This window comes from Flavobacterium sp. JLP (assembly GCF_015350755.1).
GTDB lineage: Bacteria > Bacteroidota > Bacteroidia > Flavobacteriales > Flavobacteriaceae > Flavobacterium.
Genome location: NZ_JADKPS010000010.1, coordinates 40,814 through 63,736, shown reverse-complemented (window position 1 = coordinate 63,736; position 22,923 = coordinate 40,814). Strand labels below are relative to the sequence as shown.

General features: G+C 33.0%; 17 protein-coding genes and 1 tRNA gene. 7 read left to right on the top strand and 11 right to left on the bottom strand.

Annotated elements, in window-relative coordinates; translation table 11 throughout:
- Positions 1-53 precede the first annotated feature (53 nt).
- Together IRZ83_RS18890 and IRZ83_RS18885 are read left to right on the top strand one after the other, a co-directional pair.
- A complete protein-coding gene (locus IRZ83_RS18890) occupies positions 54-1,031 on the top strand; it encodes a hypothetical protein (RefSeq protein ID WP_194570705.1) in 978 nt (325 codons plus the stop codon).
- 342 nt (positions 1,032-1,373) lie between these two features.
- Entirely contained in the window at positions 1,374-1,976 is a 603-nt protein-coding gene (locus tag IRZ83_RS18885; RefSeq protein WP_194570704.1) for a hypothetical protein, read from the top strand.
- Between the two features lie 211 nt (positions 1,977-2,187).
- Here IRZ83_RS18885 and IRZ83_RS18880 read toward each other — a convergent pair.
- Positions 2,188-2,260: transfer RNA gene (locus tag IRZ83_RS18880), tRNA-Met, on the bottom strand.
- A gap of 116 nt (positions 2,261-2,376) precedes the next feature.
- Between IRZ83_RS18880 and era the strand changes: the two genes are divergently transcribed.
- From era to IRZ83_RS18865, 3 genes are all read left to right on the top strand, one after another.
- Complete coding sequence (gene era, locus IRZ83_RS18875; RefSeq protein WP_029273385.1) at positions 2,377-3,258, top strand: GTPase Era; 882 nt, start codon at positions 2,377-2,379, stop codon at positions 3,256-3,258.
- Between the two features lie 356 nt (positions 3,259-3,614).
- Entirely contained in the window at positions 3,615-4,925 is a 1,311-nt protein-coding gene (gene der / locus IRZ83_RS18870; RefSeq protein ID WP_029273386.1) for a ribosome biogenesis GTPase Der, read from the top strand.
- Between the two features lie 122 nt (positions 4,926-5,047).
- Complete coding sequence (locus tag IRZ83_RS18865; protein ID WP_194570703.1) at positions 5,048-7,798, top strand: outer membrane beta-barrel protein; 2,751 nt, start codon at positions 5,048-5,050, stop codon at positions 7,796-7,798.
- On the opposite strand, the gene IRZ83_RS18860 is transcribed toward IRZ83_RS18865, so the two are convergent.
- From IRZ83_RS18860 to IRZ83_RS18820, 9 genes are all read right to left on the bottom strand, one after another.
- Positions 7,799-8,815 carry a hypothetical protein gene (locus IRZ83_RS18860; protein ID WP_194570702.1) on the bottom strand — a complete coding sequence of 339 codons (1,017 nt, stop codon included), beginning with the start codon at positions 8,813-8,815 and terminating at the stop codon, positions 7,799-7,801.
- A 115-nt stretch (positions 8,816-8,930) separates the two neighbouring features.
- Positions 8,931-9,674 (bottom strand): DUF2490 domain-containing protein, encoded by a 744-nt coding sequence (locus tag IRZ83_RS18855; RefSeq protein ID WP_194570701.1) that lies wholly within the window; start codon positions 9,672-9,674, stop codon positions 8,931-8,933.
- Between the two features lie 165 nt (positions 9,675-9,839).
- A complete protein-coding gene (locus IRZ83_RS18850; protein ID WP_194570700.1) occupies positions 9,840-12,401 on the bottom strand; it encodes a TonB-dependent receptor in 2,562 nt (853 codons plus the stop codon).
- 246 nt (positions 12,402-12,647) lie between these two features.
- Positions 12,648-13,061, bottom strand: a complete 414-nt coding sequence (locus IRZ83_RS18845; RefSeq protein WP_029273391.1) for an RrF2 family transcriptional regulator — start codon at positions 13,059-13,061, stop codon at positions 12,648-12,650.
- A gap of 96 nt (positions 13,062-13,157) precedes the next feature.
- Positions 13,158-13,994 carry a TPM domain-containing protein gene (locus IRZ83_RS18840; RefSeq protein WP_029273392.1) on the bottom strand — a complete coding sequence of 279 codons (837 nt, stop codon included), beginning with the start codon at positions 13,992-13,994 and terminating at the stop codon, positions 13,158-13,160.
- A 3-nt stretch (positions 13,995-13,997) separates the two neighbouring features.
- Positions 13,998-14,435 carry a TPM domain-containing protein gene (locus IRZ83_RS18835; RefSeq protein ID WP_029273393.1) on the bottom strand — a complete coding sequence of 146 codons (438 nt, stop codon included), beginning with the start codon at positions 14,433-14,435 and terminating at the stop codon, positions 13,998-14,000.
- A 109-nt stretch (positions 14,436-14,544) separates the two neighbouring features.
- Positions 14,545-15,135 (bottom strand): LemA family protein, encoded by a 591-nt coding sequence (locus IRZ83_RS18830; RefSeq protein ID WP_194570699.1) that lies wholly within the window; start codon positions 15,133-15,135, stop codon positions 14,545-14,547.
- Positions 15,136-15,172: 37 nt separating this feature from the next.
- Positions 15,173-15,505, bottom strand: coding sequence for a MerR family transcriptional regulator (locus IRZ83_RS18825; protein ID WP_026985753.1), 333 nt, complete (start codon positions 15,503-15,505; stop codon positions 15,173-15,175).
- Positions 15,506-15,552: 47 nt separating this feature from the next.
- Positions 15,553-16,530, bottom strand: coding sequence for a peptidoglycan DD-metalloendopeptidase family protein (locus IRZ83_RS18820; RefSeq protein ID WP_029273395.1), 978 nt, complete (start codon positions 16,528-16,530; stop codon positions 15,553-15,555).
- Positions 16,531-16,812: 282 nt separating this feature from the next.
- Between IRZ83_RS18820 and alaS the strand changes: the two genes are divergently transcribed.
- Complete coding sequence (gene alaS, locus IRZ83_RS18815) at positions 16,813-19,449, top strand: alanine--tRNA ligase (protein ID WP_194570698.1); 2,637 nt, start codon at positions 16,813-16,815, stop codon at positions 19,447-19,449.
- Between the two features lie 436 nt (positions 19,450-19,885).
- Here the strand turns inward: alaS and IRZ83_RS18810 are convergent, their stop codons facing one another.
- On the bottom strand, positions 19,886-21,631 hold the full coding sequence (locus tag IRZ83_RS18810) for an ABC transporter ATP-binding protein (protein WP_029273399.1): 1,746 nt from the start codon (positions 21,629-21,631) through the stop codon (positions 19,886-19,888).
- Positions 21,632-21,818: 187 nt separating this feature from the next.
- Between IRZ83_RS18810 and IRZ83_RS18805 the strand changes: the two genes are divergently transcribed.
- Positions 21,819-22,604, top strand: a complete 786-nt coding sequence (locus IRZ83_RS18805; RefSeq protein ID WP_194570697.1) for a hypothetical protein — start codon at positions 21,819-21,821, stop codon at positions 22,602-22,604.
- Positions 22,605-22,923: the final 319 nt, after the last annotated feature.

Below are 22,923 nucleotides of genomic sequence, written 5' to 3'. Positions count from 1 at the left end.
TACTTATTTTAATTCTTTCGAAATGTAGAAATCGATTCTTAATAATTTAAGTGATGAAAAAAAGTATTTTTATCTATTTGTTTATAATTTTTTGTTTTTGTAGTTGTGTTTCAAGTAATAAAAAAACTTTCGGTATAACATCAAAAAAGGAATTAATTTACATAAGCATAAATAAAATAGATGCTTTAAAAATAACTGAAGATGTTGTTAAATTTGCGAAATTCATAAATCCTGATTTTGCACAAGAGAATTTTGGAGAATTACAGATCAAGCCAACAGATTTAATTGTAAAAGAATTAAATAATTGTAATTTGTATAAAATTTGGAATATTCAAAATTGGGAAAAAATTGACCTTAATAATGATAATAAAACCGATCTGCTTTTTACAGGCTATTGGTATGGAAGCTATCGTCAATACGCTATAGTATATGTGGAATCAGATAAATATAAGTTGTTTAATTTATCAGAAAACATAGATATTGCCTGTAAAATTGTAAATCCTATTGTTGTAGATAATAAAAATGAATTACTGGTTAATAATTACAAAACAGATCTAGAGACTGTTTACAAACTAAAAATGATTCATTTTGCAGATACTCTAACCTATAAATTTAATTACTTCATAGAAAAGAGTAAGAAGGCTGTAAATTATGATATACAGCACATAAAATTTATTTCAGAAAACAATTTTGAAATTGAGATTGATAAAAATCAAAATGCTCATTACACTTGTTTAAATGTTTTGAATGTGTCTCATTTAAAAGGTAATTTTTATAAAGGTGAATCAAGAAAAAAAATTGATAAGACTATATTTAATGATATTAGTAAATTACTTGAATATATTAATGTTTCAGATTTACCAAACGAGTTTGCAATAGATGGCTATGATTTTTCTACAGTTTGGCTTGAAATTAAATTTAAAAATGGAACTGTTAAAAAAATAAAAGATTATGGTTATCAAGGAACTTATGGACTAAATGCAACATATGATAAGATGAAAAATATAGCATTACAAACCGATTGGAAGTAGTAAATTGTATTGAATTAAAAAATATTGCGCCTAACAACCACTACAATAGATTTGGGTTATGCTTTACCGAAGTATTTGGAGGAAAGCACGAGGAAATGGACAAACTTATGTAGTTATAGGTATAGTTTTACAGGAATTTCAGACAGAGTTTCTTTAGTAAATGGAGTAAAAACCTGATCAAATCTATATCGAATTAGAGTGGGGAAGATTGAGAGATGCCCCAATTTATGCAAAAATATTTCCCATAGTACTACTGGACGATTAAGAATTGACATACAGTTGGTTCCATTGGTACTCCATAGCAACAAACCCCGATATGCCAACCATGTAACTAACATAATCATGAAAAAAGTATTATACATTTTTATCATATCACAATTTCTTTTTAGCTGTGCTGTAAACAAGGATCGAAACGCTCCTATTAATGATTACATTTCAAGTTTGAAGTTAAAAAATTCAGACAAGATTATGATTATTCAGGAAAAAATTAATAATAATGTAACAATTGAGATATTTAAAGGCAAAGCGTTTTATTATAATGGAATTAATAAATACGTGAAAGTGGAAGGAGTTTTAGAGCCTTTATATGATGAGAAGAGCTGGGAGAAAATGAAAAGTAAATACGAAAATAAAAAGATAAAAGACCAATGGATAAAAGGAGATTATTGGACTTTAAAAGATTTTAAGCATCAAAATATTATTTTTATAAAGCAGGAAAAATTTCCAAATCCCGGCAAGTATGAAAAATTTGATTTTCAAGAAAACTATTCAGTTTTGTCATTCTCAGATGTAATATATTATAAACATAAAAAGTATGCTGTATTTACTATAAAATCAACAACAACGGATTACAAAAATATAGATAAAACTTCCATATTAATTTTGATAAAAATTAAGGATAAGTGGACTGTCTTTGGAGAGGTAGCAGACGGTATTTACAGGTAAGAAATTTTGGATTTAAAATCAAAAATGAGCTATATGTTTATGTATAAATCTAATTATTAAGTATTTGTGCACGATCTGTTAATTAGGGATGAAAGCAGAGAATATCTAACTGAAAGAGTAAACTCGATTTTTTGATTAGTTCCAAACTTTACAAGCATGAGAGAGGTAATAAAACAAAAAACCCATCAAAATTTTGATGGGTTAATCTTAGTAGCGGGAACAGGACTCGAACCTGTGACCTTCGGGTTATGAGCCCGACGAGCTGCCTACTGCTCTATCCCGCGATGTTTCGGGTGCAAAGATACGCCGATTTTCTAGAAATCCAACGAAAACTTTAAAAAATGTTTTATTTTCTGTATTGAGTTGATATGACTACCTTTGCAAAATAAATAGTACACAAATGTCACATAAAGCAGGTTTTGTAAACATCATCGGGAATCCAAACGTTGGAAAATCAACATTGATGAACGCCTTTGTTGGAGAAAGATTATCGATCATTACATCAAAAGCACAAACAACACGCCACCGTATTCTTGGAATCGTTAATGGCGAAGATTTTCAACTTATATTATCGGATACTCCCGGAATCATCAAACCCGCTTATGAAATGCAGGAATCGATGATGAACTTTGTAAAATCAGCTTTTGAAGATGCTGATATTCTAATTTACATGGTCGAAATAGGAGAGCAGGACTTAAAAGACGAAGCTTTCTTTAATAAAATCATTCACGCTAAAATTCCGGTTTTGCTATTGTTGAATAAAATAGACAATTCAAATCAGGAACAATTAGAGCAACAAGTAGCATTTTGGACTGCAAAGGTGCCAAATGCTGAAATTTTTCCAATCTCTGCTTTACAGAATTTTAATGTACCAGAAGTTTTTGGAAGAATTATCGAATTATTGCCAGAATCTCCAGCGTATTATCCTAAAGATCAATTAACAGATAAACCAGAGCGTTTTTTCGTAAACGAAACAATCCGTGAGAAAATCTTGCTGAATTACAGCAAAGAAATTCCATACGCAGTTGAAATCGTTACGGAAGAGTTTTTTGAAGATGAAAATATTATCAGAATCCGTTCGATCATTATGGTAGAACGCGAAACTCAAAAAGGAATTATCATTGGGCATAAAGGTGCAGCTTTGAAAAAAGTAGGGACTGAAGCTCGTGCCGATCTAGAGAAATTCTTCGGAAAACAAATTCACATTGAACTAGTTGTTAAGGTTAATAAAAACTGGAGAAGCAACGCGAATATGTTGAAACGTTTCGGATATAATCAATAGAGTTTTGTTTGTTTCAAGTTTCAGGTTTCAGGTTTGAAATACGAAATTGGAACGAAAAAGATCTTGATACCTTGAACCCCTAGCCCCGATGGGAGGGAAAATCCTTTTGTGCCGGGGTTCGCACAAAAGATTGGAAGGAACAGCGGGAAACAGCTCCTAATAATAATAGGAAAAATAATAAAAAACTTAGGTACTTAGAAACTTAGTCCCAAGGCTTCGGGATAGTCACTTTTTTACCTACCTTTGCAAAAAATTAAAATAAAGCATTTTGGATTACAAGTGATTAGGTTTTTAAGGAACTAAAAATTTGAAATCTAAAATCTAATCCCGAGGCTTCGGGACTAAAATTCAAAAAAATGAATAACATTGTTGCGATAGTAGGAAGACCTAATGTAGGGAAATCAACCCTTTTTAATAGGCTGATACAAAGAAGAGAAGCTATTGTAGATTCGGTTTCTGGAGTTACCAGAGATAGAAACTACGGTAAAAGCGAGTGGAACGGAAAAGAGTTTTCTGTAATTGATACCGGCGGATACGTTCGCGGATCTGATGACGTATTTGAAGGTGAAATTCGCAAACAAGTTGAGCTTGCTATCGATGAAGCTGATGTTATTATTTTTGTAGTTGATGTAGAAGAAGGCATTACGCCAATGGATGACGTTGTTGCCCGTTTGTTGCGTAAGGTTACTAAGCCAGTTTTATTGGCTGTAAATAAAGTAGATAATGCCATGCGTGAGAAAGATGCGCTGGAATTTTATAACCTTGGATTAGGAGACTATTTCACATTCGCCAGTATTTCAGGAAGTGGAACCGGAGATTTATTGGATGCTTTAATTGAGTCTTTTCCAGTAAAACCAGAACCAGTTCAAGAAGAAGTTGTGTTGCCTCGTTTTGCAGTTGTAGGACGTCCTAATGCAGGAAAATCAAGTTTTATTAATGCCTTGATTGGTAAAGAACGTTTCATGGTAACGGATATTGCAGGAACAACTCGTGATGCAATCGATACAAAGTTTGACCGTTTTGGTTTTGAATTTAACTTAGTTGATACTGCGGGAATTCGTCGTAAAGCTAAAGTAAAGGAAGATTTAGAATTTTACTCTGTAATGCGTTCTGTTCGTGCGATTGAGCATGCAGATATTTGTATTTTGGTTATTGATGCAACCCGAGGATTTGAAGGTCAGGATCAAAGTATTTTTTGGCTGGCAGAGAAAAATCGTAAAGGAGTTGTAATCTTGGTAAACAAATGGGATTTGATTGAAAAAGATACCATGTCGACTCGTGATTACGAAGAGAAAATCAAAAAAGAATTAATGCCTTTTACAGATGTGCCAATTTTGTTCGTTTCGGCTTTAACGAAACAACGTTTATTGAAGGCATTAGAAGCTACAGTTCAGGTTTTTGAAAACAGAAAACAAAGAATTGCAACTTCAAAATTCAACGAATATATGTTGAAAGTGATTGAAGCATATCCGCCGCCAGCGACAAAGGGTAAATATGTAAAAATTAAATATTGTATGCAGTTGCCAACTTTAACACCTCAATTTGTGTTTTTTGCCAATATGCCACAATATGTTAAAGAACCATACAAGAGATACCTTGAGAATAAAATTAGAGAAAATTGGGACTTTTCCGGAGTACCAATCGATATTTATATTAGAGAGAAATAAAATTAAAATCCCCGCTGTGTCGGGGATTTTTTTTGCTATAGAAACAAAATCTAAATAAATGTTAAACGCACAGTTAAACCTTTGGACCTTTAGTTAGTCTTATTGATCTAACCATCCGTTTTATGACCAAAGTATTTTCTTATTTTCTGTTTTTCCTAGTTTGTTTTACTGCAAATGCTCAAAATGATATTACGATAAAAGGAACTATTGTCGATATTAATTCGCAATTGCCTTTAGAAATGGCTACCGTTTATTTTACAACTGTAAAAGACTCTACAGTTCTGGAATACGCGACAACAGATAAAAATGGTGTTTTTAGAATCAATACTAAAAAAATAGACAAACCTGTTTTTTTGAAGGTCAATTATATGGGCTATCAGACATTGGTTGAAGAACAAAAATCAATTTTAGAAAGCAAGGATTTCGGAAAATTATATTTGCTTGAAAATGTAAATGCTTTAGAAAATGTAATAATAAAAACTGAAGCTCCTCCAATTACCGTTAAAAAAGATACTCTAGAATTTAATGCCTCTGCGTATAAAGTGCGGCCAGATGCCAATGTTGAAGCTTTATTAAAACAGCTTCCCGGCGTTGATGTCGATAATGATGGAAAAGTTACCGTTAACGGACGAGAAGTAACTCAGTTTTTAGTAAACGGGAAAACGTTTTTTGATAAAGATGGAGCTTTGCTTCTAAAGAATTTGCCTGCTGAAATCATCAAAAAAGTGCAGGTTTCTGATTATAAAACAAAGAAAGAAGAACTTGCCAAACAAGAATCGACTTCGGATAATTCGACTATCAACTTAACTATTGATGAAAAGAAAAATAAAGGTTTTTTTGGAAAAATGCTCGGCGGTTATGGTTCTGATGATCGATACGAAAGCAGTGTAATTCTGAATTTTTTCAAAAACCAGCAAAAAATAAGCGTACTTGCTTCATCCAATAATATCAATTCTACAGGTTTTTCAATGGATGATGTTTTTGATAATATGAGCGGAGGCCGAAACAGCAAATCCAACAATCAGAGTTCTGGCGGAGGAAAAGGAATTACGCAGTCTAATTTGGCCGGAATAAATTATTCTGATGATTGGACTAAAGATTTTGCCGTAATGAGCAGTTATAATTTTTCGAATACGATTAATAATAACGAAAGCAAATCAGATCAGATTAATTTTTTGCCAACTGGAAATATTTTGACTTCATCAGATGCTAAAACAAGAAATGAAAATACTGGAAATAAAGTAAATCTAGAATTAGAATATAAAATTAATCCGAGTACAACACTTGTGGTTACGCCAAAATTTAATCAAACAAAAACAAACAGTGATTCTAAATCGAATACTTTTTCAGAAGATGAAAGCGGGCAGGAGCTGAACGAGAGCACTTCACAATCAAAAAATGAAGGCAACAGTTTTAATTTTACAAACAGTATTAATTTTAATAAAGCTTTTGAAAAACAGTCTCGCAACTTAAGTTTGGTTTTCAGCAACAATAATACAAGAAGCGATTCGAATGCACTAAATCTTTCTGAAACTATTTTTTATCAGGACAACAAACCAAATGACGAGAGAAATCAGAACAGCAAAAATGATACAAGCGCTGATAGTTATTCGCTAGATGTTGAATATACTGAACCAATTACAGATTCATTGCGCGTAAGATTTGGTTCTGATTTTGATTGGGCAAATACTGTAAACGATCAAAAAACTTTTGATTTTGATGCCGCTTCGCAATCTTATTCTGATCTGAATTTGTCGCTGACAAACTATATATCTTCGAGACAAAATTCGGTTAGCCCGAAAGTGGGTATTACGCTTCAAAAAAACAAATACACCTTTAACTTAAATACAAAAACGTCTATTGTCGATTACGATAATCACTCTTTGTATTTAGGAAATGCAACAGATTTGAATAAAAAGTATGCTTTGCCTTTCGCGAATGCGCAAATGAGATACAAGTTCAGCCGTTCTAAAAATTTGACCTTTAGATATGATTATTCTAATTCGCTTCCGACTTCAACTCAATTGTTGCCAGTTTTAAATTTAATGAACCCATTGAATACCGTAATTGGAAATCCAAATTTAGATCCGATCGAGAAAAATAGTGCAGGTATAGATTTTAAAAACTTTGATTTCCGTACGCGTTCTGGTTACAGCGTTTTTATTAAAGGAGATTATTATAACAACGATGTGGTTTCGACTTCGATTTATGACGAAAGCGGAAAAAGAACTACAACTTACGCCAACATTTCCGGAACTTATCTTGCCTCAATTGGAGGGAATTGGAACCAATCTATAAAAAAAGATGCTCATGTTTTGCGATATGGTTTAGGAATAAATGCAAGTTATTCTTTTGATAAAGGATTTACAAATGCTGTTTTGTACAATGCAAAAGCAACGGCAATTACACCAAAAGTATATTTAACGTATGAATACGGAGAATTATTGACTGTTTCTCCATCTTACAGCTTGTCTTATAATGAAACAAAATATGAGAATTACACCCGTGATGCAACTTCAAACGTAGTACACAGAATCAATTTACAGACAACAAGTTATTGGCCGGCAAATTTAATTTTCGGAAATGATTTTGGATACACATATAACTCTAATATTTCGAGCGATTTCAAAAAAGATTTCTATTTATGGAATACTAGTTTGTCTTACGGATTTTTAGATAAAAAACTGTATGCAAAAATAAAAGTGTATGATGTCTTAAATCAAAACCTGAGCGCAACAAGAACTATTTCTGCAACCTCAATTCGAGATGAAGAAAATACAGTTTTAAAACGGTATGTTATGTTTTCCCTAGCTTATAAAATTGGAAATTTTGCTGCAGAAAAAGGTTCAAAAAGAAGAAAGAGAGAAGAATAATTACTTGATTCCCGCGCAAAGTGTTTTCAGTTTAATTTTATAATCTGGATCTAGAGGCTCGTTGGTTTGTGCTAATCTTTGCGAACCAACATTAGCCGGACAAGCAATATCATTAGTTGCGTCGTAAATAATTTTTGTTCCATTTAAGGAAAGTATTAATTCTTTAGGAACATATACTTGTACTCGCGTTTTAGAATAACCTGAAGGGAAATAACGTACATAATAACCATCAGGATGCAAAGTCCATATACCGCTGGGAATGTCAGTTCTGGCAGGTGCAATACCGGCAAGAATAGCATATTTTTCCATTTCATCATAAGTATAATTTCCTGAGGAAACCATTTGTCGAATTTTGTTTTCGGCCTCAAAAATTGCTTTTAAATTATCCGGAAGCTTATCCATAGCTTTATCCATTAAGTTGCCAGGCAAAACACCTAATACACCACCTTCAAGCTTTGTAAGCTGTAATGGAGTCAATAATGCAATGGCGGTTAATTTAACGGTACCGTTATAATCTGCAAATTTAGTTCTTGCAATGATGGTCCAAAGTAAAACTTGAATATCATGCTGATTGATTTCAGGATGTTTTTCGGCACTTTTTAAAATCGCGGTAACAATTTCTTCTTTTGGTCCCAGAACAGGAGCAAACATATAGCCATCTCCTTGAGAAGGAGCAAATGTTCCTGCATGCAGGCAGTAGCTTTTGTTTGTCATTTCATATAAACCTGCACAAAGGACAAAACCGCCATCTGGTGCTTTTGGCAATAAGTATAAAGGCTGTGCTTTGTCTGCTATTGAAAAATCAGGCATTTTTGAACCTTCTTGATTTACATCTTCAAAGGAAGTAGTTATAGCGGCAGGCTGTTTTAAAATTTTATCTACACCTAATTTTTTGCTTGCCAAAGAAGCTCCTGCTTCCAGTACTTTATCTGTTAAGCCTCCAAATTGTGCGTGCGAAGCTTGTACAAATGCAAATTGAAAAAGAATTATAAATAAGATGTTTTTTATTATTTTCATTACTAAGAGTTTATATTTAAGCCAAGCGAATTTAAGTATTAACTTTTTTGAAATTAGAATTAAATTGTAAAAAGTAAGGCAATAAAGATTAAAATATTTTCTTAACTTAAATGGCTTATTTTGTTGTTTTTCTGTTTATTTTATGATAAAGTGTAAGTCGAAAGATATCACGATCATAAAAATCAACACCACTTGTGCGCCTCTGAAAACTTTTTAGATAACCCAGTTCTAGACCAAGGTTTGAATTAAAATGATAACGCAATGCAAGATAAAATCGGTTTTGATCGAAAGTATTTCTTTTGTTGTCTTTTCCGAAATTGAATAATACTTCATCAGAAATAGTTCCTTTTAAACTTCGATTTTCTTTTTTCCAAAGATCAAAAGTCGACTGCAGTCTGTAACGAAATCTATAAGCAAAAGAAAAATTGTCAAGTAATTCAGTTTTACTCGCTTTTTGAAAAAGTCGTTCTTCTAACTGAAAACGATTATGAAATGTAATTTTAGAAATGTCATTTATTAAAGTGATATCTTGCTGTGCCCGATATTCTGGAATTGAAAAATCTGGATCAATATTCGGGTCTTGAGTATTAACATTGAAATAAGCAAAACCGCCACCTAAATCTATATTTTTATTTGCTCTAAATCTTCCTTGAACTCTAATTACAAATAAATTCTCGTGAATTGGATTTAAAAAACTGCGATTATCAAATTCAGAATGTATTGCAAATTTCTCTGTTATAGGTAAAATGTTATAGTACCGAATCCATGTTAAGGTTTGCTGATCAGTTTTCTTCGCATTTTGCGCTGATAAGAATGGACCAATAAAGGCAATCAAAAACAATAATTTGAAAAATTTCATCTAATTCATAAATCAAGTTGCGAATATAGATAAATCAGAAGGTTTTTGTAAAATATCCAATCGTTTTTAAATTTGTTTTAGATTTTATTTTGTGATTTCAGCAATAAAAAAACGAGGCAGAATTAATAACCTACCTCGTTCAGTATATTTAAAATTAAATAAATATTATAAAGAATATTTTAAAGTGATTCCGTAAGTTCTTTGATCACCAATGACACCTGCATATTGTCCTGCATTTCCGCCTGCTGGCAATAATTGCTCATAATAATCTTTATTTAAAAGGTTGCGTCCCCAGAAATGTACAGATAAACCATCTGCCGCACGGAAACCTAAACGGGCATTAAAAATAGCATAACCTGGAACAACTAAGTATCTTGAAGCTGAAGGGCTAGATGAAAATTCAGATCGTGCATAAGAATCTACCGCAACGAAAATTCTTCCTCTATTTCCGAAGAATTTTGCTTCGTCAGAAAGCTCGCCACCTAAAGATCCTGCCCATCTTGATACACCAGGCAAATCGGTACCGGAAACATCTTTATAGGCTACCTGAACTCCATCAACAGTAGTTCCGGTTTCTTCTAAAGGAAGTGGTGCATTTGTAAATTTGACATATGTACCTTCGGTATAAGTTGCAGCGGCATTAATAGTCAAGTTTGGATTTACAACAAAGCTTGCATCTAATTCAGCACCTCTCACACGTACTTTATCTGCGTTTGCAAGATAACCACGATTTACACCCAATTCTGCAGCCTGAACGTTTGTTTGGAAATCTTTAATTTCGGTATTAAAGAATGCCAAGTTGAATATTGAATTTTTGAAAGGAGATGTTTTTACTCCAACTTCATAATGATTTACTTTTTCTGGTTTAATTACTGCAAGATCAGTCAAAGGGTCACCCGCCGCATTTGTCGGAAGCCCAGCTACGTTTACACCAACTGGTTTATAACTTTTTGCATAAGTTCCGTAAGCATTAATTTTATCAGATGCTTTATAAGTTACCGTTAAGTTTCCTGAAAAATCGGTATTATCAGTACTTGAATTAAAGGCTTGGTCAGAGTACACCGATTTTTTTAAGGCAATTAAGGCAGCATTTGTCGTTTGTAAACCTCCGTATGTTGTACGAGAATAACGAGCATCTTTTTTATCAAAATTATATCTTAAACCTGGTAAAACATGAAAACGTTCTGTTATAGCCCAGTCTAATTGACCAAACGTTGCAGCACTTGATGCTCTAATGTTTGCATCAGTTTTAATACCATATCCTTCAAAAAGTCCTGGAGTTTTCCATAATGCACTTGTTGAGCTTTGTGCAAATCTCCACTGTGCATTTCCAGATTCTTCAGTACCATCAGTTTGAGAAGTTTGATCGATAAAGAAAACACCAACAACTCCGCTAATTTTAGAGGTTAATTGTCCTGCATAACGAACTTCTTGCGTTATTTGAGTTTGTCTTGTAGGATTTTGTGATTTGGCTAAAACTTGTAATCCTGTAAAATCTCTATCATTTGATGGATCCCAGTTCCAAAAACGCCAAGCTGTTGTCGAAGTCAGCGTTCCTGTTCCAATTTTAGTATCAATATTAAGAGAGATGCCACCCATATCTTGATTTGAGCGCCATGGTGTATCATGATCAATTTTACGGTCAAAAGCATTAAGACTTGGCAATTGGTAATTCAAATCTTTTATAATAGCATCAAACTGGCGATAAGCGGCTCTTTTTGTAGGTGCCACACCTGCAACAACCTGAGCATATCCGTCAGGGCGCTGTGTGGTAATATCTGCTGCTAATATAACATTCGTATTTACGCTTGGAGTCCAAAGTAGTTGACCTCTAATTCCTTGATTATTTAAACTATTTGTTGCTCTGCCAGTAGCAACATTATCAATTAAACCATCACGCTGTGTGCCTGAGAATGATATGCGTCCGGCTACTTTTTTGCCTAATGCACCAGTAACCGAAGCTTTAGCTTGTAAAAAGGCATAATTTCCATAGCTTACTTCAAAATCAGCACGAGAAGTAAAACTTGGTTTGCGAGTTGTAATGTTAAACGCTCCTGAAGTAGTATTTTTTCCAAACAGTGATCCTTGCGGTCCGCGTAAAACTTCAATTTGCTCTACATCAATAAAGTCTAATGTTGTTGCCGCTGGACGTGCGTAATATACACCATCAACATAAAAGCCAACACCTGGGTCAATACCGTCATTGGTAAGTCCGAATGGAGAACCGAGACTACGAATGTTAATTCCAGTATTTCTAGGATTAGAAGAGTAAAGCTGTACAGAAGGAACAAGTTCTTTAATACGGTTAACGTTGAAAGCTCCTGTTTGTTCTGCCTGTTTGCCTGTTATAACAGAAATTGCAATTGGCACATCCTGAACTTTTTCAATTCTTCGTCTTGACGAAACAACCACTTCAACAAGTTCATTTTCTTCGCTTAATGTTACTTGTAGCGGAGCAGGAGGCAAGTCATTAATTTCTAACTGTGCAGTTTTATATCCCACGTATTGTACTAAAAGTGTTAAAGGAAGTTTTTCTCTTGTATCTATTGTAAATTTTCCGTTTGCATCTGTTGTGGTGTTTGAAGTAGTTCCTTTAACAACTACATTAACAGCTTCTAGGGGAATGTTTTCATTTGTTTTAACCACACCTTCAATTTTTTGTGCAAATGATAATGAGAAAGTTAAAACGGCTAATAAGGTAAATATGTTTTTGATTGAATTTTTCATTTTTATATTAAGTATATGTAATTAGTAGAATTTAAAAGAAATTTTTTTAAATCAGCACATACACATATAAGAAGAATTGCTCACAGTTGTTAAGAATTTGATTTGATTGTTTTGCAAAAGATTTGTTACACTTGATTGACTTAAATGTACTTTCATGAGTTAAAATTTTGTAAATGGTTTGTTAATTATTTTTTGCAAATATAAATATTAATTCTATCGATTTACTAGGAATTAGAAAATATTTTTTTATTTCGTCACCAGTGAGGCTATTGTAATACCTTCCATAGCTTTCAAAGTTTTATCTCTAATAAGCATTAAACCGTGACGCAGACTGCATTCTGATTCAGTTTTACAATCTGAGCAAGGCTCGTAAAAGTTTAAAGAAGCGCATGGCAAAAGTGCAATTGCACCATCAAATAAACGGTGAATTTCTGCCAAAGTAATATCATTTTTTGATTTTATCAGATAATAACCGCCAAATTTTCCTTGCTTGCTGCTCACAAAACGGCCACGTTTTAGATCTAATAAAATTTGCTCTAAAAACTTTTTTGGTATGTTGGCTCCATCAGCAATTTCTATAGTTCTAGAAATGTGATTTTCGTCTTGTTCTGCTAAATAAAGTAAGGCCTTAAGGGCGTATTTTGCTTTATGTGATAACATCTATATTGAATTATTATTTGTAATTATGAATTATAAATTTTTTAATCTGATCTGTAATGAGACTGTAAGCTGTAAACTGAGACTGAATGCAAAATTCTACCATCCTCCGCTAGAACCTCCTCCAGAGAATCCGCCTCCGCCAAATCCGCCACCGAAGCCACCGCCTCCGCCACCAAATCCACCTCCAGATGATCCTCCTCCGAAACCGCCAAATCCTCCTCCGCTGCTTCTGCCAAGACTGCTTAATAGAATTACATCCATCAGGCTTGGGCCTCCGCCATTATTGCCAGAATTTCCTCCACCGCCTTTTTTGTTTCGAGACAGTAAAATTAATACAATTACAACAATTACAATAAGCGGCAGTATAGGAAAACTTTTTCCTTTAGCTTGTTTTCTTTCGCCCTTAAATTTGCCTTTAAAAACATCAATTATAGCATCGGTTCCTTTGTCAAGTCCATTATAAAAACTTCCCGCTTTAAACTCAGGAATAATAATATTTCTAATAATGGTTCCGCCTATCCCTGCAGTTAAGCGGTCTTCAACACCATAACCTGGGTTGATTGCGATTTTTTTCTCATTTTTAGCCAGTAATATTACTACACCATTGTCATCTTTTGCTGTTCCTCCAATTCCCCAGGTTTGTCCCCATTTCGTAGCTAACTGACTCACATCTTCTCCTTTCAAACTTTCAATAGTAATTACTACTATTTGTGTTGTAGTAGAATCAGAATAACGAATTAGTTTTTCTTCTAATTGGGCTTTTTCAGACGCACTTAAAATATTTGCGTAGTCATAGACCGAAGTCTGGAAACTTGGTTTCTCTGGAATTGTAAATTGTGCAAAAATACAATTGGTAGTAAAAAGGGCTATTAATAGAAAGGATAATTGAAAAATTCCTTTAAGAATTGATGTTTTGTTTTTGGAAACTTTCATTATTTATCCTTTTGAGATTTCGTTAGATAATTCATTTGTATCGTCTTCAGACCAAGGGAAATATTTTTTCAATTGTTCACCGGCATTCAAAATGCCATCAACAATTCCTTGTTTAAAATTTCCTAATTTAAATTGTTCCACCATTTTATCTTTGGTACAATCCCAAAAATCAGAAGCTACAACATCATTAATACCTTTGTCACCGCAGATAGCAAAAGTTTTATCTTCGACAGCAAAGTAAAATAAAACGCCATTTTGTTGTTGGGTTTCATTCATTTTTAATTCATAAAAAACTTCTAAAGCCCTGTCAAAAGGAACTTTAGAAGTTGTTTTTTCTATATGTACTCTAATTTCACCAGAAGTATTTTTTTCAGCCACGCGAATAGCTTCAACAATTGTTAGTTCTTCTTCCTTGGTTAAAAAATCTTCTACTTGTGACATTTGAATTATTTTAGAGTTTAGTCCCTATCCCGAAACCTCGGGACGGGATTGATATTAGATTTTAGACGATACTTAGATTCTGAGAAGTCTACTCATCTAAAAATCTAATTTAGAATTTTACTTCAACTGGTTTATCTGCACCTGTAGAAGCTTCAAAGTATGGTTTTTCTTTAAGACCATACATTCCAGCCAGTATATTTCTTGGGAAAGTATTAATATTATTGTTATAAGGCTTAACTGCTTCATTAAAACGGGTTCTGGCCGTTAAAATTTGATTTTCAGTACTAGCTAATTCATCCTGTAATTTCATAAAGCTTGCATCAGCTTTCAAATTTGGATATTGCTCAACACTTACTAATAATTTTGATAAAGAAGAGGAAACGCCTGATTGTGCTGAATTGAATGCCGCCAACTGTTCTGGAGTAACGTTTGATGGATCAATAGTAATCCCAGTAGCTTTAGCACGGGCTTCAATTACAGCGGTTAAAGTACTTTTTTCATGTGCGGCATATCCTTTTACAGTGTTTACCAAATTAGGAATAAGATCGTTTCTCCTTTGATAAGCAGTATTAACATTTCCCCAACTTTCTTTCACGTCTTGGTCTAGTGTTACTGCAGTATTATAAATACCACTTGCCCAGCTATATAATCCAATAACTATTACAGCTACAACTCCAAGAATTATTAATCCTTTCTTCATGTTTGTTTTAATTTAAGTTTGTTTCTAATTTATAATATTACAATTCGTTCTTAATTTCGTTTAATTGTGTTTTTATGGTCTCTAATTTACGTATTATTTCGAATTTATCTAATGTTTTCTTTTGACCTTCCTTTAAATGTGTTTTAGCGCCTTCGAGCGTAAAACCTCTTTCTTTAACTAAGTGATAAATTAGCTGCAGGTTGGTAATATCTTCTGGCGTAAACATTCTGTTGCCCTTGGCATTCTTCTTAGGTTTCAGGATGTCAAATTCGCTGTCCCAAAACCGTATCAATGACGCATTGACATTAAAAGCTTTGGCTACTTCGCCAATGCTGTAATATCTTTTATCCTTTGAAAGCTCAATATGCATGTTTTTTTATTTTCTATTTTAATCCAAAAATAACACTTTTTAAAGTATTAATCTAATGACTGATTTTCTTGGTTTGCCATATGTGAAATTGCCACATATTCGGCAGCCGAAATATTTCCGTAATAAAAATTCAGCGGATTCACGACTTTTCCATCTTTATGCACTTCATAATGACAATGCGGGCCTTCTGATCTTCCTGTGCTTCCTACATATCCAATAACAGCACCGCGTTTGACATGTTGTCCTGGTCTGCAATTGTATCTGCTTAGATGCGCGTACAAACTCTCATATCCAAAACCATGCCTGATGACTACGTGGTTTCCAAATCCTGACGCAGAATTGTCAGCTCTTGCAATAACGCCATCACCGGTGGCATAAACGGGAGAACCTGTGTTGGCAGTAAAGTCCATTCCGTTATGCATTTTTCGCACTTTCGTGAAAGGGTCAATCCTGTATCCAAAACCAGAAGCTACTCTTTTTAAATTTTCATTTTGAACAGGCTGTATCGCCGGAATTGCCAATAACAAATTCCCTTTTACACCCGCCAACTTCAAAATTTCATCTAATGATCTGGACTGAATGGCAAGTTGTTTTGAAAGTTTATCAATTCGTTTTGTGGTATTTAAAACTAGTTGCGAATTGTTATAACCTTCAAGATCCTTATATCTTTTAGGGTCTCTAAATCCTGCTTTTCTGATAGAATCTGGAATCTCGGCTTTATTAAAATAAACTCTGTAAATGTTATTGTCTCTTTCTTCCAAGGCTTCAGTTACATCATCAATTTCATCCATTTTTTTGTTTAAAATTGCATATTGAAGTTTTAAATTTTCAATTTCTCGTGCTTGTAAACGATCTTTTGGCGTTTCGAAATAAGGCGTATTTATTAAAAGCACAAAAACTAAAAAACCAAATAGCGCTGAAGCGAGCAAAAACAGCAATGCATAACCAATTTTGATTCTTTTTCTGGTTTTTATTTTTGTATAAGCCAGATTTTCTGAGTCGTAATAATATTTTACTTTCGCCATATTTTAAAATACGCTATTTTTGCAGCTTGTAAAATAAGTTAGTCGAACAAAATTACTAAATGTTTCAGTTGTTCGAAGCTTTTTTTCCAAGAATAAAATAATTAGATAATTGCGTCAATTTGATAATTAGATAATGTAAGAATTAAAGAATTTATTGTTGCTAACTTAAAGTTTTTTAATTTAAAATCGTCAAATTATCACATTTTCAAATTAACACTTTTTCTAATTGTTTAGTTATCAAATTATCACATTTTCAAATTGACTCATTTTCTTAATTAAAATATGAAATCACAAGACGTACGTAAACAATTTTTAGACTTTTTTAAGAGCAACGGACACTTAATCGTTCCTTCGGCTCCTATCGTCCTTAAAGACGATCCAACCCTTATGTTCAATAACTCGGGAATGGCCCAGTTTAAAGAATATTTTTTAGGAAACGGAACTCCAAAAAGTAAAAGAATAGCCGATACGCAAAAATGTCTTCGTGTTTCAGGAAAACATAACGATCTTGAAGATGTAGGTTTTGATACGTATCACCATACCATGTTTGAGATGCTTGGAAACTGGTCTTTTGGGGACTATTTCAAAAAAGAAGCAATCAACTGGGCATGGCAGCTTTTGACAGAAGTGTATAAAATTCCAAAAGAAAATTTATATGTTTCTGTTTTTGAAGGAAGCAAAGAAGATAATGTTCCTTTTGATCAAGAAGCTTGGGATATTTGGAAAACATTAATTGACGAGGATAGAATTATCCTTGGAAATAAAAAAGATAATTTCTGGGAAATGGGAGATCAAGGACCATGCGGACCTTGTTCTGAAATTCACGTTGATTTACGTCCAGAATCTGAAAAAGCTTTGGTATCAGGAAAAAGTTTAGTTAATAATGATCACCCGCAAGTAGTTGAAATCTGGAATAACGTATTCATGGAATTCAACCGTAAAGCTGACGGATCTTTAGAAAAACTTCCTGCACAGCACGTTGATACCGGAATGGGATTTGAGCGTTTGTGTATGGCATTACAAGGTAAAACATCAAATTATGATACGGATGTTTTTACACCGCTTATCGAAAAAATAGAACAAATTACAGGTTTGAAATATACATCTGATGAGGTAAAAGATATCTCGGAAGAACAAAATAAAACAAACATTGCGATTCGTGTAGTTGTAGATCACGTACGTGCGGTTGCTTTTGCAATTGCTGACGGACAATTGCCATCAAACACAGGAGCTGGTTATGTAATCCGTAGAATTTTGCGTCGTGCTATTCGTTACGGATTTACATTTTTAGGTACTAAAGAGCCTTTTATCAATAAATTGGTAGAAGTTCTGGCAAACCAAATGGGAGAATTTTTCCCAGAAATCAAATCACAGCAGCAATTGGTTACTAATGTAATTCGTGAAGAAGAAGCTTCTTTCTTAAGAACTTTAGATCAAGGATTACAATTGTTAGAAAATGTAGTAGCAGAAACTACAGGAAAAGAAGTTTCTGGAGCTAAGGTTTTTGAATTGTATGATACGTTTGGTTTTCCAAAAGATTTGACAGCTCTTATTCTAAAAGAAAAAGGTTTCTCATATAAAGAAGAGGAATTTGAAGTTGAATTACAAAAACAAAAGACTCGTTCTCGTGCGGCTTCTGAAGTTTCTACAGAAGACTGGAATGTTTTAATTCCTGGAAATGTAGAAACATTTGTGGGTTATGATAAAACAGAAAACGAAGTAAAGATCACAAGAATTCGTAAAGTTGATTCTAAAAAAGATGGTATTTTGTACCAAATCGTTTTAGATAATACACCTTTTTATCCAGAAGGTGGAGGACAAGTTGGTGATAAAGGAACTTTAGTTTCTGCAAATGAAACGATTGAAATCATCGATACTAAAAAAGAAAACAACCTGATTTTACATTTTGCAAAACAGCTTCCAGAAAATATAGAAGCGGGTTTTGTGGCAAAAGTAAATACTGATTTAAGAACATCAACATCAAAAAATCACTCGGCTACGCACTTAATGCATTTAGCTTTAAGAAGTATTTTAGGAACTCATGTGGAGCAAAAAGGATCGTTGGTAAATCCAAATTATCTGCGTTTTGACTTTTCTCATTTCAGCAAAGTTTCTGATGAAGAATTACGTCAGGTTGAAGCAAGTGTAAATGCACAAATTGAAGCACAATTGCAATTGGTAGAACACAGAAATATTCCGATTAAAGAAGCATTGGATAAAGGTGCAATGGCTTTATTTGGTGAGAAATACGGCGATAATGTTCGTATGATTGAGTTTGGTGAAAGTAAAGAACTTTGTGGTGGAATTCACGTGAAAAATACTGCCGAAATCTGGCATTTCAAAATCATTTCTGAAGGTGCGGTTGCGGCTGGAATTCGTCGTATTGAAGCAATTACAGGAGATGCAGTAAAAGACTTCTATCAAAATCAAGAAAATACGTTATCTGAAATAAAAGAGACATTAAAAAATCCGCAGGATATTTTAAAATCAGTTGCTTCTTTACAAGATGATAATGCGAAATTGAAAAAACAAGTTGAGCAGTTATTAAAAGAAAAAGTAGGAGCATTAAAAACTGAATTAGAGAAAGATTTCCAAGAAGTAAACGGAGTTAATTTCCTAGCTAAACAAGTTGATTTAAGCATGGCGTCGACAAAAGAGTTAGCTTCGGCATTAGGAAGTTCAAAACCAGATTCGTTTGTGTTTTTAGCTTCTGTTGAAGACGGTTTGCCGAACATTCATTGTTATATCGCTAAAGAATTAGTTGCAGCTAAAGGCTTAAATGCAAACGCAGTAATCAAAGAATTAGGAAAATATATTGAAGGAAACGGAGGAGGACAGCCTTTCTTCGCTTCTGGAAAAGGTAAAAATGCAAACGGAATTGCGGAGGCTTTGGCTAAGGCAAGTGAGTTTTTGAAATAATTTTTTTAAAGTTGCTATCCCGAAGCCTCGGGACTAAGATGTTCTAAGACTTTGAAATTACAATAAAGCGAACCCGACAGGTTTTTAAAACCTATCGGGTTTTGTGTTTATAGTACTTATTTTTCTCATTTTATGTCATTTCGACGAAGGAGAAATCTTCGCGAGAAGCTCGACAAAGATTTGATTCTTGTTGCGGAGTTACTTGCGAAGATTTCTCCTTCGTCGAAATGACAAATAGTGCGTTTAATCGATATTTTAAAAAAAAACTTAGAACTCAATAGGAGTTTAAAAGAAAAGGGCTTTAGCCAAACTGTTTGTTTGGCTAAAGCCCTTTCACTATAATTTATTTTTTCATCCAGCTAAAGCTGGACGCTATTCAAAAAACTTAGAACCTTAGTCCCGAGGCTTCGGGATAGCAACTTAGAACCTCAAAAAACTATTTTCTTTCCCCAATCTGCTGGCGCCACATAGCGTAATACAAACCTTTTTCAACAATTAAATCTTCGTGTTTGCCTTGCTCAATAATTTTACCTTGTTCTAGTACAAAAATTCTATCAGCATGCAGTACTGTAGAAAGTCGATGTGCAATCAAAACGGTAATTCGGTTTTTATCAGATATATTTCTGATTGTTGCATTGATTTCTTCTTCGGTAATAGAATCTAATGCAGAAGTTGCCTCATCAAAAATTAATAAATTTGGGTTTCTTAAAATAGCTCTTGCAATAGATAAACGCTGCTTTTCACCTCCAGAAACTTTAATTCCGCCTTCACCTATTGTAGTGTTTAAGCCATCTTCTGCACGTCTTAGCAATTTATCACAACTTGCTTTTTTAAGAGCATCATATAAATCTTCATCAGTTGCATTTGGTTTTACAAACAGCAAATTCTCGCGAATTGTTCCAGAGAATAATTGTGCATCCTGCGTTACAAAACCCAATTGTTTTCTTAGATCAAGTAAATCAATATCAGTTGAATCAATATCATTATAAAGCACTTGACCTTCCGCAGGCGTATATAACCCCACCAATAATTTTACTAAAGTCGTTTTTCCAGAACCAGACGGACCAACAAATGCAACAGTCTGTCCTTGTTTAATTTCAAAATTGATGTTTTCTACCGCTTTGAATTTTGCCGTTTTATGTTTGAAACTTACATTAGAAAATAATAAAGATTGAATCGCACCAACATGCTTCGGGTTTTTAGGACGAAATTCTTTTGGAGCGCTTAATAGAGTTTTAAAGTTTTCCATAGAAACTTTTGTTTCATTCAATGCAATAATGAAATTTCCTAATTCTTGCAAAGGACCAAATATGAAAAAAGTAAAAAAGACCATTGTCAATAAGTCTCCAACAATAATTTTATTTCCGAACAAAAAATAATACAAAGTAAAAACAACACAAGTTCTTAAAAAGTGAACTGTTGTTCCCTGAATAAAACTTAAACTTCTAATAAAGCGGATTTTCTCTAACTCAAGCTGGAGAATTTTAAACGTATTTAAGTTCAAACGCTTTTCTTCCTGATACGTTAATCCAAGGCTTTTTACAAGTTCGATGTTTCTCAAACTTTCGGTTGTAGAACCTGCTAATGCATTCGTTTGGTTTACAATTTTTTTAGAGACAATTTTTATTTTTTTACCTAAATACGAACTGATCAAAGCAATAATTGGAGCAGTAATCAAAAAGATAATCGAAATACGGTAGTCAATTCGGGCAACGTAAACAATTACGAATATAAATCCGATAATGGTTTGAAAGATTAATGAGATTGAAAGTGTAATCAGTTTTTCAGAATCAGAGCGCACTTTCGTCAATTTGCTTAACGTTTCACCGCTTCGCTGGTCTTCAAACTCAGCATAAGGCAAATCGAGTGATTTTTTTATTCCATCAGTATACATTTGAGCTCCAGTTCGCTGAATAACGACATTGGTAAAATAATCCTGAAAGTTTTTAGTAATTCTCGAAATCATCGCAGCACCAAGCGAAAGTCCGAGCCAGAAAGATAAAGATTTAATAAACCCAATTTCGTTTCCTGCATATTTGTGTAATCCAACACCGCAATCCTGCATTAATTTTCCGGTAATAACCGAGTCTGATAAGCTGAAACAGATGTTTATTGTAGCCATAATCAAAGCAAAAAACAATAGCATTTTGTGTTTGATTATATAAGAATATAGTAATTTCATAAGTGAACTTAAATTTATAGAGATGCAAAAGTAGTGAATTGTTTGGCTTTGTAAAGTTGATTTAAGTTATTAAAAACCTAATTTTATGAAAATACCTTATTCTGTTGTAAAGGTATCTTTTTGAGATAATTATTTTCTTTCGTCTGAGATATTTTTGGTTTATTATTAACTATTAATATTAAATAAAATGAAAAAAATTGTAAGCCTTTTTAGTGTTGTTGCTTTGCTATTTGCATCTTGTTCAAAGGATGACAGTGTTAATTCGAAATCGGAAAATTTAATTTTGCCAAAAACGATTAAACTAAGTGATCCAAATTATTCTTCTGAAAATTTGACAAACACATTTAAGTATGACGGAAACAAAATTGTAAGCATCACGAATGAACGTGGAAAAACTGAATATACTTATAATGGAAATTTAATAGTAAAAGAAGTAAATAGCAGTACGGCAACTGGCATTCAAAAAGAAATTTCATACAGTTATGCAAATGGCAAATTAGCCAAAGCATTAACAGTAGTGCCGAATAATTATTCTTATGAGCTTGTTTATACAGATAATAATGATGGAACTTTTAAAGTAGAATCATACAGTATAAACCAAAAGACAGGAGTGAAAACAAAAAGTAATAACGTAGAAACACTTACTTTCTCAAATGGAAATTTAAATAAAGCAGTTTTAACTTATGGAAATACTGTTGAAACAAATGTTTATGACTATGATACTCAAAGCAATCCTTTTAAAAATATTGAAGGCTTTAATTTGCTAAATAGAGTTGATATATCTTCTCAACTAAATATTCTTTCAGCAAATAATATTATAAAGCAAACGTCATTTAATATTTATGATACCGTAGTTTCTGATTTAACTATTTATACAAGCAAATATGATTATGATACTAAAGGCTATCCAATCAAAAAAACATTAAATAATCCAGATGGAACAGTAAATAAAATATACGAATATATTTACTAAGTAAAAAAGTTAAATTTTATAAGCCAAATGCAAAAGTATTTGGCTTTTTTTGTTTAAAATTATATAAATATTCCATACTATTTTTTGCGTATGCTAAAAATATTTTAGGAAAAAGATTACTTTATTTTTTAAATAAAAGATATTGATAAAATTATTGATATAATTTACTTACAAGTTGAATTGTAAAGAGTTAAGATTTATTATGTTTTAAAAAATAACATTTTGATACATAATAAGGTTTTTTAGTATTAAAATAAGTCAGAATTTATTTGGTTTTGAAATTGACTTTCATTTAAATTTAGGTTAATAATTAATTATG

Excerpts from the sequence above, each read along its gene's own strand:
- IRZ83_RS18890 (WP_194570705.1), top strand. The coding sequence starts at position 54 with ATGAAAAAAAGTATTTTTATCTATTTGTTTATAATTTTTTGTTTTTGT.
- IRZ83_RS18885 (WP_194570704.1), top strand. The coding sequence starts at position 1,374 with ATGAAAAAAGTATTATACATTTTTATCATATCACAATTTCTTTTTAGC.
- era (WP_029273385.1), top strand. The coding sequence starts at position 2,377 with ATGTCACATAAAGCAGGTTTTGTAAACATCATCGGGAATCCAAACGTT.
- der (WP_029273386.1), top strand. The coding sequence starts at position 3,615 with ATGAATAACATTGTTGCGATAGTAGGAAGACCTAATGTAGGGAAATCA.
- IRZ83_RS18865 (WP_194570703.1), top strand. The coding sequence starts at position 5,048 with ATGACCAAAGTATTTTCTTATTTTCTGTTTTTCCTAGTTTGTTTTACT.
- IRZ83_RS18860 (WP_194570702.1), bottom strand. The coding sequence starts at position 8,815 with ATGAAAATAATAAAAAACATCTTATTTATAATTCTTTTTCAATTTGCA.
- IRZ83_RS18855 (WP_194570701.1), bottom strand. The coding sequence starts at position 9,674 with ATGAAATTTTTCAAATTATTGTTTTTGATTGCCTTTATTGGTCCATTC.
- IRZ83_RS18850 (WP_194570700.1), bottom strand. The coding sequence starts at position 12,401 with ATGAAAAATTCAATCAAAAACATATTTACCTTATTAGCCGTTTTAACT.
- IRZ83_RS18845 (WP_029273391.1), bottom strand. The coding sequence starts at position 13,061 with ATGTTATCACATAAAGCAAAATACGCCCTTAAGGCCTTACTTTATTTA.
- IRZ83_RS18840 (WP_029273392.1), bottom strand. The coding sequence starts at position 13,994 with ATGAAAGTTTCCAAAAACAAAACATCAATTCTTAAAGGAATTTTTCAA.
- IRZ83_RS18835 (WP_029273393.1), bottom strand. The coding sequence starts at position 14,435 with ATGTCACAAGTAGAAGATTTTTTAACCAAGGAAGAAGAACTAACAATT.
- IRZ83_RS18830 (WP_194570699.1), bottom strand. The coding sequence starts at position 15,135 with ATGAAGAAAGGATTAATAATTCTTGGAGTTGTAGCTGTAATAGTTATT.
- IRZ83_RS18825 (WP_026985753.1), bottom strand. The coding sequence starts at position 15,505 with ATGCATATTGAGCTTTCAAAGGATAAAAGATATTACAGCATTGGCGAA.
- IRZ83_RS18820 (WP_029273395.1), bottom strand. The coding sequence starts at position 16,530 with ATGGCGAAAGTAAAATATTATTACGACTCAGAAAATCTGGCTTATACA.
- alaS (WP_194570698.1), top strand. The coding sequence starts at position 16,813 with ATGAAATCACAAGACGTACGTAAACAATTTTTAGACTTTTTTAAGAGC.
- IRZ83_RS18810 (WP_029273399.1), bottom strand. The coding sequence starts at position 21,631 with ATGAAATTACTATATTCTTATATAATCAAACACAAAATGCTATTGTTT.
- IRZ83_RS18805 (WP_194570697.1), top strand. The coding sequence starts at position 21,819 with ATGAAAAAAATTGTAAGCCTTTTTAGTGTTGTTGCTTTGCTATTTGCA.